General features: G+C 43.9%; 14 protein-coding genes and 1 pseudogene. 9 read left to right on the forward strand and 6 right to left on the reverse strand.

Features of this window, described 5'->3' with window-relative positions; genetic code table 11:
* The first annotated feature begins 56 nt into the window (after nucleotides 1–56).
* The 6 genes and pseudogenes from G9Q97_RS13575 (at nucleotide 57) to G9Q97_RS13600 (ending at nucleotide 3534) form a co-directional block, all read left to right on the forward strand.
* On the forward strand, nucleotides 57–239 hold the full coding sequence (locus G9Q97_RS13575) for a hypothetical protein (protein ID WP_166147693.1): 183 nt from the start codon (nucleotides 57–59) through the stop codon (nucleotides 237–239).
* 15 nt (nucleotides 240–254) lie between these two features.
* Nucleotides 255–512, forward strand: a pseudogene (locus tag G9Q97_RS13580) (hypothetical protein); the annotation flags it as partial.
* 68 nt (nucleotides 513–580) lie between these two features.
* Nucleotides 581–1108 carry a hypothetical protein gene (locus G9Q97_RS13585; RefSeq protein ID WP_166147697.1) on the forward strand — a complete coding sequence of 176 codons (528 nt, stop codon included), beginning with the start codon at nucleotides 581–583 and terminating at the stop codon, nucleotides 1106–1108.
* A gap of 88 nt (nucleotides 1109–1196) precedes the next feature.
* Nucleotides 1197–1757 carry a Uma2 family endonuclease gene (locus tag G9Q97_RS13590; RefSeq protein ID WP_166147699.1) on the forward strand — a complete coding sequence of 187 codons (561 nt, stop codon included), beginning with the start codon at nucleotides 1197–1199 and terminating at the stop codon, nucleotides 1755–1757.
* A 78-nt stretch (nucleotides 1758–1835) separates the two neighbouring features.
* Complete coding sequence (locus tag G9Q97_RS13595; protein ID WP_166147701.1) at nucleotides 1836–2846, forward strand: glycoside hydrolase family 43 protein; 1011 nt, start codon at nucleotides 1836–1838, stop codon at nucleotides 2844–2846.
* A 40-nt stretch (nucleotides 2847–2886) separates the two neighbouring features.
* Complete coding sequence (locus tag G9Q97_RS13600) at nucleotides 2887–3534, forward strand: hypothetical protein (RefSeq protein WP_166147703.1); 648 nt, start codon at nucleotides 2887–2889, stop codon at nucleotides 3532–3534.
* A gap of 81 nt (nucleotides 3535–3615) precedes the next feature.
* Here the strand turns inward: G9Q97_RS13600 and G9Q97_RS13605 are convergent, their stop codons facing one another.
* The gene (locus G9Q97_RS13605) at nucleotides 3616–4854 is read right to left on the reverse strand and encodes a DUF4221 family protein (protein ID WP_166147705.1); all 1239 of its coding nucleotides are present in this window, start codon (nucleotides 4852–4854) and stop codon (nucleotides 3616–3618) included.
* Between the two features lie 215 nt (nucleotides 4855–5069).
* Here G9Q97_RS13605 and G9Q97_RS13610 point away from each other — a divergent pair, with 215 nt between their 5' ends.
* The gene (locus G9Q97_RS13610) at nucleotides 5070–5387 is read left to right on the forward strand and encodes an outer membrane protein assembly factor BamE (protein WP_166147707.1); all 318 of its coding nucleotides are present in this window, start codon (nucleotides 5070–5072) and stop codon (nucleotides 5385–5387) included.
* Nucleotides 5388–5864: 477 nt separating this feature from the next.
* A complete protein-coding gene (locus G9Q97_RS13615) occupies nucleotides 5865–6551 on the forward strand; it encodes a DUF4397 domain-containing protein (RefSeq protein WP_166147709.1) in 687 nt (228 codons plus the stop codon).
* A 399-nt stretch (nucleotides 6552–6950) separates the two neighbouring features.
* Here the strand turns inward: G9Q97_RS13615 and G9Q97_RS13620 are convergent, their stop codons facing one another.
* From G9Q97_RS13620 to G9Q97_RS13630, 3 genes are all read right to left on the reverse strand, one after another.
* Nucleotides 6951–8018 carry an STING domain-containing protein gene (locus G9Q97_RS13620; RefSeq protein ID WP_166147711.1) on the reverse strand — a complete coding sequence of 356 codons (1068 nt, stop codon included), beginning with the start codon at nucleotides 8016–8018 and terminating at the stop codon, nucleotides 6951–6953.
* 23 nt (nucleotides 8019–8041) lie between these two features.
* Nucleotides 8042–10528, reverse strand: a complete 2487-nt coding sequence (locus G9Q97_RS13625; protein ID WP_166147713.1) for an NAD-binding protein — start codon at nucleotides 10526–10528, stop codon at nucleotides 8042–8044.
* Nucleotides 10529–10704: 176 nt separating this feature from the next.
* The gene (locus tag G9Q97_RS13630) at nucleotides 10705–12150 is read right to left on the reverse strand and encodes a M48 family metalloprotease (RefSeq protein ID WP_166147715.1); all 1446 of its coding nucleotides are present in this window, start codon (nucleotides 12148–12150) and stop codon (nucleotides 10705–10707) included.
* A 261-nt stretch (nucleotides 12151–12411) separates the two neighbouring features.
* Here G9Q97_RS13630 and G9Q97_RS13635 point away from each other — a divergent pair, with 261 nt between their 5' ends.
* Nucleotides 12412–13758, forward strand: coding sequence for a M20/M25/M40 family metallo-hydrolase (locus G9Q97_RS13635; protein ID WP_166147717.1), 1347 nt, complete (start codon nucleotides 12412–12414; stop codon nucleotides 13756–13758).
* Between the two features lie 215 nt (nucleotides 13759–13973).
* On the opposite strand, the gene G9Q97_RS13640 is transcribed toward G9Q97_RS13635, so the two are convergent.
* Nucleotides 13974–15530 carry a S1 family peptidase gene (locus G9Q97_RS13640; RefSeq protein WP_166147719.1) on the reverse strand — a complete coding sequence of 519 codons (1557 nt, stop codon included), beginning with the start codon at nucleotides 15528–15530 and terminating at the stop codon, nucleotides 13974–13976.
* On the reverse strand, nucleotides 15523–16386 hold the full coding sequence (locus G9Q97_RS13645) for a hypothetical protein (RefSeq protein ID WP_166147721.1): 864 nt from the start codon (nucleotides 16384–16386) through the stop codon (nucleotides 15523–15525). The genes G9Q97_RS13640 and G9Q97_RS13645 overlap by 8 nt, the downstream gene beginning before the upstream one ends.
* Nucleotides 16387–16515 lie beyond the last annotated feature (129 nt).

A 16515-nucleotide genomic window follows, 5' to 3' on the forward strand; every position in this document is an offset into this window, starting at 1 on the left:
TTACCAGGGTCAGAACTTATCTTACGCAGGACAATCAATCAACAAACAGATTTTGAATGAAGCTATTTCAATACAATTTTCTTTTGCTTGCTGTGTTGGTTTTCCATATTTCCTGTTCTAAGGACCCGGAGGGAATTCCTGTTATTAAAGGAACCAATGTAGAGGGTGAAGAATTAATGCTTTCCGATATCGCTTCTTCTATCAAAGAAATTCCATTGGAAACAGGAGATGAGATATAGGTTAAATCTCTTTCCAGCATTACCAAATCCGATGAACATTTATATATCTTGGATCTGGATAGGATCATTAAATTTCGGTTGGACGGCTCCTATGTGGGTGAAATCGCAAAAAAAGGAGAGGCACCGGGGGAGTACCTGGGGGCTCAGGCAATCAGATATGATTCCGAAAGCAAAAGTTTATTGGTGGCCGCCCATTTTAACCATGCCCTGTTGAAGTACATTGAAGAAGGGGAATTATCGGTTCTGCTCATTTCCCTTTTCCATTTTATGTAAACGCCACTGATAACGGAGTATGGGTGCTTTCCCATGGGGGGTTCATTCAGTCTGGAAATAATGGTAATGTGCTAAAGATCATGGGTTACCGCCTGGATAAGCATCTTGTAGTAACGGACTCCATCCTTGTCAAAAATGTACCCCTCTCCGGAAAGGAAACAATGGGAAGATATATTTTGCAACAATATATCAGTTCTTTTGATCGTGAGCCTGGGATATTCCTCGCAGTGATCATGAATGAGGATTTGCAAAGGGATACTTTATATACTATAGAAGGGAATCACCTCAAGCCGCATAGTAGGTTAGATTTTGCTTTTACTGACAAGAGGGAAGAATTTAATATATTAGAAATCACCGGGCAGGGTGATTATTTTTTCATGACCTATCGTAGCGATAAGCATCCGATTTCCCAATTTGTATACAATAAGGAAAAGAATGTTGGCTATGATTTAAAGAAAGGATTCACGGTAGCAGATGGAACGAAGCAACTGTTACATGCTTTTGGGGACGGTGACTATTTTTATATCAGGAAGGAGACTGATGAAACAGGGTTCGAACTGAATCCCATCATCGTATGGGTAAAGTTAAAGGAATAGTCAGAAAAGTGAGACTCACCAATAGAATTGCCTATTCGCATTTAAAACCGAAATTGACTATCTTTAAAACCAGAAAAAGCGGATTAGTATGGCAACTGAAGTAGTAAAGGGGTTGATCAATGTAGCCGAATACCACAAAATGGCGGAGATGGGCATTCTAAAGCCGGATGACCGTTTGGAACTGATACACGGTGAGCTATATGAGAGGAACCCCATTGGAAGTATGCATGCAGGTATAGTCAATAAATTGGCCGGCTTGTCGAATGAGTTGTTTAAAGGTAAAGCAGTTACCGGTGTTCAAAATCCGGTTCAATTCGATGATAGGAATGAACATGAACCGGACATTTGCCTGTTAAAATACCGCCCTGACTTTTTTTATGCTTCCGCACATCCGGTTCCTGCCGATGTGCTGGCCATCATCGAAGTGTCCGATGCTTCTATTAGGTTTGATACAGAAGTAAAGGCACCCCTCTATGCTTTAGGCGGCATTCCGGAATACTGGATTATCGATCTGGATAACAATTGGATTGAAGTTCATACGAATCCGAAAAAAGGAAGCAATGCCAGTATACAACGATACCTGCCCGGTGAGGAAATTTCCCTGATGGAGCAAAGACTTTCTGTGAACGAATTGCTCATATTAAGTTAGGTTGGTGTCTTTTTTTTGAAAGCCATTCCGCCATTTCCTTTTTGCTCCTTTGCATTTCAATTTAACAGACCCAATCCTATGAAACAGTTGATTACCTTATTACTTTTTATGCTGGCCCTGCAGCCTCTTGCCTATTCCCAAGACCGGCTGTCTGAAATCAGGGAAAATATCCCATTGGATTCCATTCGGTTAAGCGACCCCTGTATTTTGGCAGATCCCGAAACTTCCATGTATTACATGACCGGAACGGGAGCTTTGCTCTGGAAAAGCAGGGACCTTAAATTCTGGACCGGGCCGTTCCGGGTTGTCGAAACCGATCCTGATTCCTGGATGGGTCCCCGACCCATGATCTGGGCCGCCGAACTGCATCAGTATAAAGACAAGTATTATAACTTTGCCACCTTTACCAATAGGGAGGTGAAAATCGATATGGTAAAAGGGAATGTGATCGAGCGCAGGGCCTCCCATATCTTGGTTAGCGATAAGGCAGAAGGACCTTACCGGTCCATGGAAGACCCTACCTACCTGCCAGCCGATAAACCGACCCTGGACGGGACTTTTTGGGTGGATGAAGACGGGAAGCCTTATATGGTTTATTGCTACGAATGGTTGCAAAACTGGGACGGTACCATCGAAAGAATCGAATTGAAACCCGATCTGAGTGGTTCGGTGGGAGAAAGCAAGCTCCTTTTCAAAGCCAGTGAATCCCCCTGGAGCCGGGAGCGGAATGAAAACGGAGACACCATTCCCAACAAGGTCACGGACGGACCCTGGTTATTCAGAACCCAGACCGGAAAGCTGGGCATGCTCTGGACCAGTTGGGTGTTTGGTGATTATACCCAGGGAGTAGCCTATTCGGAAAGCGGGACTTTGGATGGTCCCTGGATTCACGATGAAAAGCCCTTTACTCCCCCAAACTATGGACATGGGATGTTGTTCAGGACTTTTGAGGGACAGTTGCTGATGGCAGTCCACAGCCATTGGGTAGGGGAGAACGGCCGGTACATACGTATCCCAAAACTTTTTGAAGTCGATGATTCTGGGGATAAACTGGTCCTGGGACAGCCATTTAGTGGCAATGAATACTAATAACCTTAACTAAGCGTTCTTTAGTTAAAAAAGGGGTTCTATGGTAAGAAATACTGCCTTTCTTGTTTTATTGATGCTTGTGTTTTCGTGTTCTGAGGATATTTCCTCACCCGGGGAGCCGGAAGAAATGGAAGGGCCTGCGGAAGTGGAGGAGACTACAGAAGACCCCGCCTATCCGGTCTGCGGATTTGATTTGGATCAGGAGGGAGACCCCATACCGCTGATAGGCAATTGGGAATTTGTCGGTTTTGAACATCTGGAAACAGGCAATTTTTACCCCTATACCTGTACGGCGAGACTGGCTCATCTTACCCATTATCAGGGAGGATACGATAATAGGCTGGATGACTATGATTTTCCACTTTACCTGAAGTTAATGGATCAGGAATGGGCTGAGGAAGATCAAGCATGTCAGGGAAGATTTAAACTGGAAAGCAGGACCCATCTGGGGGTACTTCATTCCTGTTTTTCTTATGATGAGCAGGGAGCTATTGAGTTTGAAGTTGGCTTGCCCTATTGGGATTTTCCGGAAGGCGGCACCATTATTTTTCCGGAAGAAAGCCACCATATCTCCTATACAGAAGCGTTGAAGAATGCCGTCTACTTTGAAATTGATGCCAACAGGCTGTATGTTTATTTCGATAGTGAGGACTACAGAATGGTGTTTTTGGAGCTGAAAGAGAATTAATGGAGCTATTTTTCAACCTCGCACTGGCCCCTCTTTGAATAGTGGTTTGTATCCTTCTTTGCCTTATTTATCAGGGAATGGTTAGAATTTTAAATCCATCACGGCAAATCCCAATTCATCGGCCACATTGACATGGCTCCATAGCTTACCATCCTTGAAAAATCCGCCCTTTGGCAAGGTAGACAGCCCCTTGATTTTTGTCTCTCCGATAAGTTCCAGATCTTCAGAATAGGCCATAAGGAAGATTTCGAGTTTGGCGGCGGTTGATTCAGTTTCTGGGGACAGTACCCTAGTGGCAAACCGGAAATACCTTCCGCTTTTTTCGTCCCTGATAAAATTCCAGTGGCTGATTTGAGTAGACAGTTTTTCCAATTCTCTCTCAAATTCCTGCTGGCTATGAACCTGGTTTTTAACTTCTCCTGTTTTTTCCGGAGGAACCAATTTGAGCGGAAATCGCCTGTAAAAAAGACTATCGGATCTGGACTCGTAGACGTAAATTCCGTTTCCGACCGTGCAGGAAATAAGTACCCTGTCATTAAAATGTTGTAAAAACGGCAACTCAATCTTCAGGCCACCGCCTTCAGGTCCACCTGTACGGATGGTGAATAAATGGGCTTTCTGGAATTCGGGTAGAGGCACCATCACTTTCCGCTCACCTATGGAGTCCAGCACTGTGAGGTAATAGTCCCGGGTTTCATAGTTAAAAGGTAGTGAATACAATTGGTCCAGGTTAGCGTCAAATACAATCCTGTTGTTTACTGTTGCCGATTCTACGGGGAATCCTTCAATAATTTTTTCCTGATTCAGATTCCAGGATCGAACCTTGATTCCAGATTTCCGGATGATCGATGGTTTCCCGAAAGCGGGAAAGAAGAAAAGGCCCTCACCGAGTGGCTGAAAGGTAAACGTAAATCCCGGGCTATCGGGCCCGTCTTTTTCAAGAGAATATGTATCAATCAGTTTTAACGAGTCAAGATGTATCCGCTGAAATTCCAATGTTTTGTAGTCGAGGATATGGTAGTACAAGCCATTCGGGGAAACTGCCCCTATAAATGGGATGCCAAAGTTGATCAGTTGATCTCCTGTATCCACCATCAGGGTATCCATAGAAAAGGTGAAATTTTCAAGCAGATTGCTTTTTTGGACTGCAGCGCTGGCCCGTTCTGAGGCTTTTTTTCGTTGGCAAAAAGCAAGTGTGAAAAATAGAAAAATGAATAAAAGCCGGCCTCCCAGAGCACCAGGAAAAAGGAGCCGAAAAAGCAGCTTTGCTGAATCCCTACAGACTCTTTTTTTTTGAGATCGTTGATCAAGCCAATTCATATCCTTTTAGAAAGGGATTTCAAATCAAATAGTAACCGTCGATCGATTTGGGCCATGATTTTCCCTAAGGTACAACCAAATGAAGATTAAAACTAATTGAAACGTTTAATAATCAGCGATACTTTCTCTTTTGCCTGGCATTCCCGGTATTCGTACAGATTAGTGACAACCATTTTTTTAAGGATTACGTGTAGTAAGGGTAAACTAGATCAGTTATGATAAGAAGTCAGTTGTTTTTTGTGGTTTTTATATTGATAATTCTTTCCTCCTGCTCACCGCATCTTTTTGCCTCCCTGAGAAGCAATAATATGAACCAACTGGAGCTGGGAATGTCCAGAGAACAGGTTACCGGAATTCTTGGCAACAATTATACTATCGCGGAGAAGCGTCTCGAAGGGGGAGTGCCGCTAGAAGTGCTTTCCTACCGCAATTTTCCGAACGATGACGAATTCTACCTGTTCGTGTTTAGGGGCAATGAGCTAGAAAAATGGTACAGGGAGCTGGTACCCAATTTTGAAAGCAGGAAGGATTGAGATTTGTGCTCCATTCATTTTCCCAAAGTGAGTAAGTTTATTGCCCAAGTTTACAAAACAAGCATGGAAGGATAAGAAAGCCTTGTTTTTTATCAGTATGGCACTGGTACCAAAAAAGGCTTTCGTTTTCAATAGAAATTCCCTACAAAAAATTCTTTTAATCTGGCAGCAGGCAATATGGCTGTTGTGCTTTTGAAGGTTGCCTCACGGTTCCTTTCATTTAGGAAGATCAGAATCTTACAGATAGGTATGATGTGAAATTTGCTAACGGGGCGGAACTTTTCAAAATATCTAATATCATTTCCTTCCGAGGTAACACCCCCAATTACCAAAAATTGCAGTCCCCCATTGGCGGGATTCGGCATGACAATTGTGTCGTTATATATTGTATTCAATAAATCTTAAATTTTAAATTTATTTAATATTATGTTCTTAGAAAAAATGAATAAATTTATAAAAAGGAAAAGATTTCCAATAATGTCCGCAATTGGTGTTGGCATGATAGCCGTTGTGATATCGGCTTGTGATGTAGGGGATGACGACCCTGTTCCCCTACCGGACATATCCTATGTAGGGCTATACAATGCCTCACCTGATTCCCCTCCATTGGATATCTTAATGGAAAACGGACGCATCAATTACTATCCACTTAGATATTCGGATTATTCCAATTATCTCAATTTCTATGCAGGAGAAAGGACCATGCGTGTTAGTCCGGTTAATGCTTCAAATGTAGTGGTGGATACTACTTTTAATTTTGAACCAGAAGCTGCATATTCATTATTCTATGTAAATGAATATGATGATATTCAGGCATTTTTGGTAGAAGATGAAGTGTTATCCTTATCCTCAGGAGAGGCTGCCGTACGTTTTATTCACCTATCTCCCGATTCTCCGGAAGTAAATCTGGTCAGGTCGGTAGAAGATGAAACAACCGTGTTGGCAGATGGAAATGCTTATTTGGACCCGACCTCATTTATGGCTGTCGAAAGCGGGGTTCAATCTTTCCAGGTAAATTTGACAGATAATGGAGAGGAAGTATTGTCCATTCCGGATTTAAATTTGAGATCTGGTGGAGTTTATACCATCCTGGCCAGAGGATACAATAATCCTCCTGCAGGTAATAACAACAACCTGAGCGCAGATGTATTGATCAATAATTAATAATTGAGTTAATTTGAATCTATTGCTAAAAGCCATGGTCAGGTAATTAATCTGGCTATGGCTTTTTTATTTCGAAAATGGTGAGGTGCATTTTCATCTCTTTTGGCTATTATTTGATATTTCCAAAAATGGAGGGGTTTAAATTTGATCCGGCTAATTTTATTACCTGATTCCGAACTGATTTTAGGCCAAATCTGTCTTAAATTGTCGTAAGAGGAGGTGAGAAAAATTCCCTCGAATCCATAACAGGAAGATACTACCATACATTATCCCACTAAGGCGAGTTAAATATCAGGGTATAAACTATTTTTTATCCATCACATATGACCTACTCTTGAAAGAGGAGTTAACCCAAGGTAGGCATCAGACTTGCCATTAAGTGGTTAAATCACGTCAATTTCAATCAAGGGTTGCTATTTCCGGATTCCACCGCCATACGATTCGAATTTTCTTTTTGGTGCTGGGGAATTCGGTTTCCAGTTTTTTACGAAACAATTCACACTTGGTGGCAAAGCGTTCAAGTTCCTGAGTTTCCAGCAAAAGCCATTCTGAATTGTCTATTTGCGTTTCCTGCAGACCGCGCCGGCGCTGAATGGATTCATTCAGGGTGACCAATACGGTGGGAATATCGATTAGCACCGGGGTTCCGGTTTCATCATACCGTAGATAAAGATTGAATGGACGGGAACGGCGAATGACTTTGGCACCTACAAAATCAATCAGTTTCCCCTCCTGGAGATTCCGGATGTAGTCATGGTTTGCCATGTGCATTTTATCAGGAATCAGGATTTCAAACTGCAACTTTTCCCGTTGTTTTTGATCCAGCTGCCGTTCAATGGGGTTGCCCTTGTCGTCCTTTCCAGTTACTTCATATACTTTCAGTTCGAAGTCATCGCTGTCTTCATACCTCATGAATACTTTGGGAAGAATCATGGAAAGGAAGTTTTTCAGGTAGTTTTTTGACAGGCCCACAGCTGTGGGAATTTCGGCGATTGGCGCATTGTAAAAACGGGTTACCGGATTGGGAAACCAGTCAATTTCACCCAATACCTTGATAATGTCCTCAAACCGGGGTTTCAAGAGGGCTTTTGATGCCTCAGTATCATCAAAAGGAAGGTCTAAAAACCTGTAGGCAGCGATGTCAAAAGGGGTTTGCTCCTGTTCATTTGAGACAGAACTGTCTTTGACGATCAAAGAAGGTTTACCGAAGGAATGGTAAATTCCCAATTCATACATGACGTTAGGGTTATTACCCGTAATGTCTGCGACCAATATATCGGCTTGTTCCAGGTATAACAGGACCTGGTCCATGACCGAACCGATATTGCCTTCTTCGGGGGTGATCACCGTAAAACCATGGGGTCCTACCAGGGGTGCCACGATCTTTCTTGCCAGCAGGTTGAGCCTGCTCATGTCTTTCATGGGGCCAATGACAAAACAGCGTTTGATTAATTCCTGTGAATTCATAGTATTTGGGATGGATTGAATTTTTAAGAGCGGATGATGGCTTGTAACATTTTAGGGATAGTACGGATTTGGTCCAGGTCTTTTTGTTGCTCCTGTTCATCAAGAGCATCAAATGGGCGAAGGTCCAGGTGTAGTTTTTCTGCTTTCAGAATTTTTTTCCCTCCCTGTTTGTACCAATAGGCTTCCCATTGCTCCCAGGCTTCCATGACCCCGGGCTCATCCTGAAGGGGCCTGAAACCTTGAAGTAATAATTCTGCACACCAGCGCCGGTGTTCGGCCTGGCTTAGTCTTTTTTCATGAAAAGCAACGATGTCCGGGTCAAGCAGTGGCTCGAATGTTTCGGGATGAAATTTCCAGTCAATCTCCCTCCAAACTGATCGAAGTTTTACCCAAAGGTGATCTGCCGCATGCCTGTTGGATTCCTTTTCCTGTTCACTGCTCTCCTGCCAGACCCGGTCAATTTCCAAACTTCGGTCACCATAGCCTTGCATGTACCAGTAGGCGATTTGCCTGGGTAAAGCATCCAGGGCACGGTCGCGGATTGCTGAAGCGGTACATTCCTCAAGGAGATTGCCAAAACAGCGCACAGGAACCTCCGGGGCCAATTGGTTTAACCGGTATTCTGTGTTTTTTTCCTCTGTTTTGTTAGGGAATTTATAATAACAAAATACCTGTAGGTTACAGTCTTTTTGTTGCTTGTAACGATTGAGTTTGGGCAAAAGCAAAGAGAGGTAAGCACCGGAATTCAGATCATTCTCCAAACAGATGTAAAGGCTTACCGTGTTTTTCGTTTGCAGTATTTCGGCAAAAAGAGGAGATTTTCCGGAAAGCCTGGCGGCATCTTCCTGTGGAAGGTCATAAAATTCAAGACTGTCTTTTTCCCAGAGGTCCGCTATTAGTTCTTGTAGGTGATGTGCTTTAGGATGGGTATTGAACACGGGATAGCTATTTAAAAATTCTTCTCTGGCAGCCATGGCGTTGTGACAAAAGACCCTGACTTTCAGGCGTTTTTTTCCGGGAAAGTGTCCCAGTCTTAAGGCGTTTAGTGCTATTTCCTTGCCTAGTTTCCCGAATCCCACAATGACCACCATGGCTTGTTCCGCATTTGGACTTTGATAAAAGCGGTCAAATGGGAAGAACAATTGTAATCTTCGTGCGGTATTTTCACAGATATCAAAGATATGCATCCGGTCTCTGGATGAGCTTTCCAAATGACTATACAACAAGGTTTTGAGACTGCTGTCTTGTAGATGTACAAACCACCTTTGTCGTTTGGGAATGTTTCCGGAAATCCTGTCCAGTTCCAGTGTGGTTCGGACATTGTTGGTGTCATCCTCATCCAGCAGGTAGATTTCATCGGCCTTTTGGTGGTAGATTTTTTTTAAAAGGCTGGCAGCGTTTGTGCTCCCTTTGACCCATATTGCTCCTGTCCCTTGTATTTCGGAAGTAAAGGGTTGGTTTTCTTCAGGGCTAACCACCACTACCTTTTTCCGGCAGGAACACAAATCCTTTACCAGTGTCAAGCTTTTCTCCCCGGCTCCCAGTACCACTATATATTGATGAGGATAGAAACGCTGCCAGAAAATGAGTTTAAGCCTGCGCCTTTCCTGTCCAAGTGCAAAATACAGGGCAATGGTAAAGGCTGATAAAGCTGTTAGAAGTCCCATATATCTGGCCAGGTTTAAGGCAATGGGGACCGCAGAATTTTCGATCACTGAATTGTTGAATGTGATCAGGTTAACGGCCATGAAAAGGGCATTGTGGAAATCCAGATTAGGAAGGATTTGTAGGAAGCCGAAGGTACCCAGTGCAAGGGTAGAAAGCACGAGAAGCATGGGTAATACAAAAGAAAGGAAAACCTGGGAGCCTAATTTTCGGCCGATTGGGTTCCATATCTTTTTAAAGAATTGTTCTTTTTTTACCAGGGGAAGCGCTACTTCAACCCAGCTAAAATGAACAGTAAAGGGTATACGGTGAAATTTTTCCTGAGTAAAAGCCAGGCTCTTTGGCAATAGACTTGCCAAAGGGTAGGGATTAATTGACCTTGGTACTACCAGGTGATGAAGGTTAAGTTTATAGTCTCCCTCCAAAGCCCATTTTACAACTGCTGAAGTACCTCCTCTTTTGCCATTGTAAACCCCGTCCCAAAGTACCAAAATATGCCTGGCTTCTGCAAGGAGGTGATTTCCCAAAGCTTCAAAGTAGTTTTCTTCGTTCTCACTTGGATTATGAACCGGAAGGATGTGTCTGTCCAAACCCTTAGGTAATTCCATTGTCTGGTTTTGGGCTGTCAGTACTGCCGTAGAAGGAATTCCTATTTCCCTGGCTATTTCAACGACCAATTGGTCGGCCCCTTCGGCCATTCCACTTAATAACCTGAATGTACCAAGGTCCTTATCCCGGGTGATCTGGATTAATTTTTCTTTTACCTTAACTTTTATTTCAGGTAAATCTTCAGGCCTGAGGTCCCGGTGTCCTGTAACTGCGATATAAGTGGTCGCCTTGGCCATAGCCCTTCTTGGTGTTTCCGTTGATCGCTTTTTTCAAAGAAATTTCACATGCGTTTAATATCTTGTAAAATAAGGGTTTGTAATTAAAAATAGAATTTTAATTTAGACTATTGCTTAAAATAATCCCATAAGTGATTGAAAATTGGCCGAAATCCGGTCTTGAATTCCAGAAGGGGTTATTCCACTACCTTGATCAGTGTTCCTGCGGGCAGCTGTTCGTCCAGTAGCATGCCATTTAATATGGCCATTTCTTCCAGGCGGCTATCCGGAATCTTGTGATTTTTAAGTGCCTTCTCCAGGGTCATGGCCTGATTGATGCTTCGGATGGCTAACCTTTCGGGTTTGCGGTTCAGCTTATCTGCTGCGTTCAGTTCGCTGAAATTTTTCATGGTACCCAAAAAATCCTGCTCATAGCCTCCAAAATTACTACTCTCAGCCAGGCCCATCAACCTGTAGGTCATATCGTTTAGCTGTATATAGTAAACCAAAAGCCGGATGTTATTGCCATTTTCCTGTTTTTGTTCTGCCATCAGCTGCAGGGAATTCAGGTTATTGACTTTTTCATCACTTAAAGAAAGCACTTCGAGTTGGTATTGCTTTACCATTTGGTCGGCCATTTCCCGGAGGTTATCGCCAGAACTAAGTGTCAGCGACATGACTGCTTCCCCGCTTTTTGGGGCCATTTGCACTTGTTGGGGACTGTTCTGAAGGCTCCATTCATTCGGCACGGGAAAATTAAACTTTAATTCCGGATGATAGAAAACCTGATTTTCCACAAATCCTTGTCTTGGGTCTTCGCCGTATACCAGGCCTTCTATTCTTTTCAGATAAGCTTCCCTGTTGACTTTTGTGTCATTCAGGTCCAGTTTTTCTTTCCAATTTTGCGCCAGCCGGGCTACAGTTACATTTCTTTCTGCAGGAGAGGGGTGGGTGGAAAGAAATTCCGGTACTGGGCTACCCCCTTCCTTTGCCTGCTTTCTTTCCAGGGTTTCAAAAAAACCAGCCATTTCCACGGCATCATAACCTATTTTCGAAGAGTATTCTACGCCAAGCTCATCAGACTGGCGCTCAGCATCTCTACCAAAACTCAGCAGCGCCAGTTGCATGCCTTGAGAAAGAGGTTCCACAAATTCAGAAAGTTGGGGTACCAATACGATTCCGGCAATCATTCCCAATTGGCCCAGCATGGCATTGCGCTGCTGAATGACAGAATGCCGGGCCGTGACATGGCCGATTTCATGGCCCAGCACCCCGGCAAACTCTGCTTCATTGTTGAAATGGGCCATGATACCTCTTGTGAAATACACAAAACCACCCGGTACGGCAAAGGCATTGATGACGGGAGAATCAACGATTTTGAATTCATAATCCAGTTTTGGGCGGTGCGATACGGCTGCCATTTCATTCCCCTTTTCTGTAATAAATGCCTGTAATTCAGGATCATCGTACCGGCCAAAAAAAGCCATGATTTCGGGGTCAGAAGATTTACCCATTTCTACTTCCTGTTTTTCGGACATGAACACCAATTGCTTTTTGCCTGTGACCGGGTTTCGGGCGCAACTGATCTGAATGAATAATAAGCCAAATAGAAAAAAGCGCTGAAAAATGAATAGAGCTGACATACCTTGAAGTGTTGATTAAGTTTAATACTACCTATCAAATGTTGTGCTATAATTTTTAAAGAACTGGATTATTTGGGTCCTTCAAGTGCGTAACCTCCCGGATGTGGTTTCAGTTCAGGTATTTCTTTGGTTTTTACCAGTATGGACAAAAATACTGTAATCAATTCCGGAAATGATATGATTGAGGGTTAGATGTTTTGATATGAGTACCATATTCTGATTTTTTCGTAGTAGCTTTAACCTTCCAAAAAAGATTTACCTATGAAAAAAATAGCTGTCCTTTTGTTCTTTTTATTGCCTTTTTCAAATAAGGCCCAGGTTCCGGCCGTACACCGGATGCCTGCTATAGCGGCCATGGTGCAAGATATTTCCAAAGACAGTCTCGAATCCTACCTGGAGGGTTTGGTCAGCTTTGGTACCAGGCACAGTCTAAGCCAGGACGGGGAGGTCAGGGGTATTGAAGCGGCAAGGCAGTATGTTTTGCAGCAATTTCAATCCTTTGAAAATGCTGCAAATGGAAGGTTGACATCCGAAATCGACTATTTTACGGTGGAGGCTAACGGCAGGCGGGTTTTGGAAGACACCCGTATGGGAAATGTAATGGCAACACTGAAAGGCACTGATCCTTCGGATAACCGGGTCTTTATCGTTAGCGGACACATTGATAGCCGGGTGTCAGATATCATGAACGCCGAGGACGATGCGCCAGGTGCCAATGATGATGGCTCCGGTGTAGTGGCACTTATAGAGATGGTAAGAATCATGTGCAGGAAATCCTTCCCCGCCACAATCGTTTTCGTTGCCGTGTCCGGTGAGGAGCAAGGCCTGATCGGAGCAGCGCATCTGGCCAGGAGGGCAAGGGAAGAAAATTGGAACCTGGTAGCCATGATCAATAATGACATGATCGGTAACAGTGCCTCCAGCGGTACCGAAATTAGGAATAATACCCAATTGCGGGTATTTAGTGAGGGAGTACCATTAATGGAAACGGAAGAAATGGCAGCTTTGCGGCGCGCAACCAATGCGGAAAATGACAGTAAGTCCAGGCAATTGGCCAGGTACATCAAGGAAGTGGGACAACGCTATGTGGATCAACTTGAAATAAAATTACTTTACCGCAATGACCGATTTTTAAGGGGAGGGGATCATACCCCATTCTCCCGGGAAGGCTTTACGGCCGTTCGTGTGTGTGAGATGAATGAAAATTACTACCAGCAGCACCAGGACCTGCGAACCGAAGATGGGATCCGCTATGGGGATGTAATTGAGCATATAGACTACGAATACCTGCGAAAAAATACCGCCGTTAACCTGGCTGTACTGGCAAATCTGGCCACGGCCCCATCGGTTCCGGAATCCGTGGGAGTGGATATCAGTGGGCTTAGCAATTCCACCTTACTGCGCTGGGAGGCTCCTGAGCATGGAACAGCAAGGGGGTATTACATATTGATGCGGGAAACGAGTTCGGCCATGTGGGAACGGAAATTCTATACCGAAGACCTGGAAATGGAACTGCCATATTCCAAAGACAATTACTTCTTTGCGGTGCAGGCAGTAGGTGAGCAAGGGGCTGAAAGTTTGGCGGTCTTTCCCCGGCCGGTTCGGTAATTCCACAGTGGCCAGGAGATTTATAAATATTACCCTGGGAACGAATTGAGACCGACAAAAACGGCCATAACCCTAGCTTTACCTTGTACCCTACACTCCCAAAAATCCTGCAGGATTTTTTTAACCTTAAACAACTCTATAAAAAGTTATTTCCGTTGAAATCCCCTCCTGACTTGGGAAAGGACCCCTGGATTGGCATGCAAAGCAGTCTTGGTTCAATAAGCGAAATTGATCATGTGCGCTGCGGCAAAGGTCTTAAACACCTGGTTAAAATAGGTACAATACCCGGCGTACATACCGGGATTGTTGCAGTCCAGCCCATAGGTCATGGCCAAGGTCAGCATTTCTACAGGAACCGGTATGGTAGCGATGGCCATAAATGTTTTTTCTTCCGTCATCAGCAGGGTCATGTACACATAAAACCCATATTGCAGGCCATCTTGCCCCATGAGGTATTCATTGCCCAAAGACAGGATCCATGCTATTTTTCTACCTCCTTCAAATTCGTCCCAGGTGGAATATTCCTCATCTATAGTAAATCCGCTCATGCCATAGCGAAGGGCAAAATTTTGGTTGATAATCTCTCCCATAAGCACCAGTAATTCCTCAAAATCGGTTTGGGAAAAATCACTTTGCATGCCGTAAAAATAAAGTTGCATGTCATTCCCATCAAAGTTGCTTACCTGAAAGGCCTCTTCAGCCGGGTTGAATTGCAGTGCGCGACCTTCTGGTATGGCGAGTACCACGCCATTGTTGATGTCTTCATAAATATCAAAACGCATGTTTTCATAATCCAGCTGTATGTTGATATCCAATGAAAATTCATCCGCCAGTTTTTGAATATTTTCAGGATCGTCGGAAGTATCCATCATTTCTATTAGGGAGCGATTTTTGGTGGCGTAAAACTCAAAACCTATGGCTTCTACGGGGAGATCATCCATTTTGCTATAACTACTTTCAAGAAATTGGTCGCTTACCCGGGTATTTTCCTCAATTTCCGGGGCATTTACTTCTATTCTTGCTGTCGCTGAAAAAAGTTGTGTCAGGTTTTCAAATCCGGCTGGAAGTGCAGAAATGGAGGAGTTTTCCAGTTCAGGCAGGTAGGTTGCGGGGATGATCCAGCTTACATTGCTGGCTCCTTTTTCCAATCCCCCATCGCCAATCCCTATGAGGCGGCTTTGGGCATCAAAAACCGGGGCACCTGAAAAACCCGGCAGCAGGCTGCCCTCAAGGTAAAAAATGTTCAGGTCCAGTGCAGGGAATCCTATTCTTTTCAAGGCATCTAAGTCCTTTTTGGGAATCAGTTCTGCCAGTGTTTCAGGATCTACATAGCCTTTTTTCATTTGCCTGGAAGAACTTCCGGTAGCCCCACCATTGTAGCCCAGGGCAAACACATCAGTGCCTATGGGTACTTTCTCTGGATGGAAGGCATTTATTGGGACCATTCCTGCCGGAAGTGCAGGTTGGCCAGGCAACAGTTCCAGAAGCACAAGGTCTGCTTTTTGAAGTATTTTTTTTATCCGTGCTTTTCTCCAGGCCTGTCCGGAATACAAGATCCTGATTTCTCCTGTTGGGCTCATGCCATGCAGGGAAGTCACAATCTGGTCGGGAGTTTTCCAGAGGAAACCCGTCAGGGAGTTGGATTCCCTGTTGTTGATCGATACAATTACCTTGACCAAAGAATTCTTTACTTTATTGGGATTAAAGTTTTGGGCGGATAGATGGGTGCTCCATAGCAAAAGCAGAAGCAATATCCAGGTACATTTATTCATGTTTAAGCACTTTGATTAACGATAGATAGACCTGTTTCCTTTCTTCCTGGCTGTAGTGTTTGCCAAATTCCTCATGGAGCTTGTCCCAGGGTGGATCAGCCTTTTCAAAGGCTTTATCTATCTCCTGGAGGCTGCTTTCATTCCCCAGATTCCTGAGGTTTTCACTTACCACTACGGTCCCCTGGCCAGCATTGCAGAAACTGTCTCTCAATGCAAGCAGTGCAGTGGCAGCGAGGGATTCAGGTAGGTCTTTTTTAAATTGATTCACAAATTCGGTCCATATTCCTCCTGCCGTTTCAAAGGTATTGTAAACCTCTGAAGGAGCAGTTTCTACATTGGCATATACCAAAAAATCACATGCTCCAATCTCTATTTCAGAAGAGTAAAGCACATTGGCTTGCCTGATGGCAAGGGAGGAGGAGTCTGCACGGATAAATCCTGTAACAAAAGCTTTGGCTTCAGCCTCCGTGTAACCTATGGCCAGATATTCTTCCATTTTATCGGCAAGGGTGGGAGCAAATGGATCATTTGCTCTGATGTAAAGGCCTATGATAATTCCTACTACCGAAAAAAGGCCAAAGGCTCCAATCCGGAGGCTTTTGATGGGGTCAAGGAATTTCTCATTCAACCCTATAAGGATGGCCAGCAAGGAAGAAATGGATCCTATAACACCACTGACGACCGGGGAAACAGAAAGTCCCAGCAAAATCCCCAAAAATAATCCTATTCCCAAGCCATTGAAAATGGCTGCCATTCCCTGCAAGAAATTAGGGTTGGTATTGTCAGATCCTTCAGGAAGCAGTTTTTCAAAATTGCTCATTGGGGATGTGCCTTCATTTTGACTTGAATCCTCCATAGTAGAATGTTGGGTTGGTTGTATAGCAATACCTTTCCTGAAAAAAGAGTGGAAGCAGGTTTGGCTGCTACAATATAAGTATTTATGGATCATAAATACAGGGAGCAATGTCTTTTTTAAGATTTAATT

Origin of the sequence: Cyclobacterium plantarum (assembly GCF_011290685.1) — a bacterium.
Classification (GTDB): domain Bacteria; phylum Bacteroidota; class Bacteroidia; order Cytophagales; family Cyclobacteriaceae; genus Cyclobacterium; species Cyclobacterium plantarum.

Coding starts and splice junctions, on each gene's coding strand:
- G9Q97_RS13590 (WP_166147699.1), top strand. CDS start 1,197: ATGGCAACTGAAGTAGTAAAGGGGTTGATCAATGTAGCCGAATACCAC.
- G9Q97_RS13575 (WP_166147693.1), top strand. CDS start 57: ATGAAGCTATTTCAATACAATTTTCTTTTGCTTGCTGTGTTGGTTTTC.
- G9Q97_RS13595 (WP_166147701.1), top strand. CDS start 1,836: ATGAAACAGTTGATTACCTTATTACTTTTTATGCTGGCCCTGCAGCCT.
- G9Q97_RS13615 (WP_166147709.1), top strand. CDS start 5,865: ATGTCCGCAATTGGTGTTGGCATGATAGCCGTTGTGATATCGGCTTGT.
- G9Q97_RS13640 (WP_166147719.1), bottom strand. CDS start 15,530: ATGAATAAATGTACCTGGATATTGCTTCTGCTTTTGCTATGGAGCACC.
- G9Q97_RS13620 (WP_166147711.1), bottom strand. CDS start 8,018: ATGAATTCACAGGAATTAATCAAACGCTGTTTTGTCATTGGCCCCATG.
- G9Q97_RS13600 (WP_166147703.1), top strand. CDS start 2,887: ATGGTAAGAAATACTGCCTTTCTTGTTTTATTGATGCTTGTGTTTTCG.
- G9Q97_RS13635 (WP_166147717.1), top strand. CDS start 12,412: ATGAAAAAAATAGCTGTCCTTTTGTTCTTTTTATTGCCTTTTTCAAAT.
- G9Q97_RS13610 (WP_166147707.1), top strand. CDS start 5,070: ATGATAAGAAGTCAGTTGTTTTTTGTGGTTTTTATATTGATAATTCTT.
- G9Q97_RS13645 (WP_166147721.1), bottom strand. CDS start 16,386: ATGGAGGATTCAAGTCAAAATGAAGGCACATCCCCAATGAGCAATTTT.
- G9Q97_RS13630 (WP_166147715.1), bottom strand. CDS start 12,150: ATGTCAGCTCTATTCATTTTTCAGCGCTTTTTTCTATTTGGCTTATTA.
- G9Q97_RS13605 (WP_166147705.1), bottom strand. CDS start 4,854: ATGAATTGGCTTGATCAACGATCTCAAAAAAAAAGAGTCTGTAGGGAT.
- G9Q97_RS13625 (WP_166147713.1), bottom strand. CDS start 10,528: ATGGCCAAGGCGACCACTTATATCGCAGTTACAGGACACCGGGACCTC.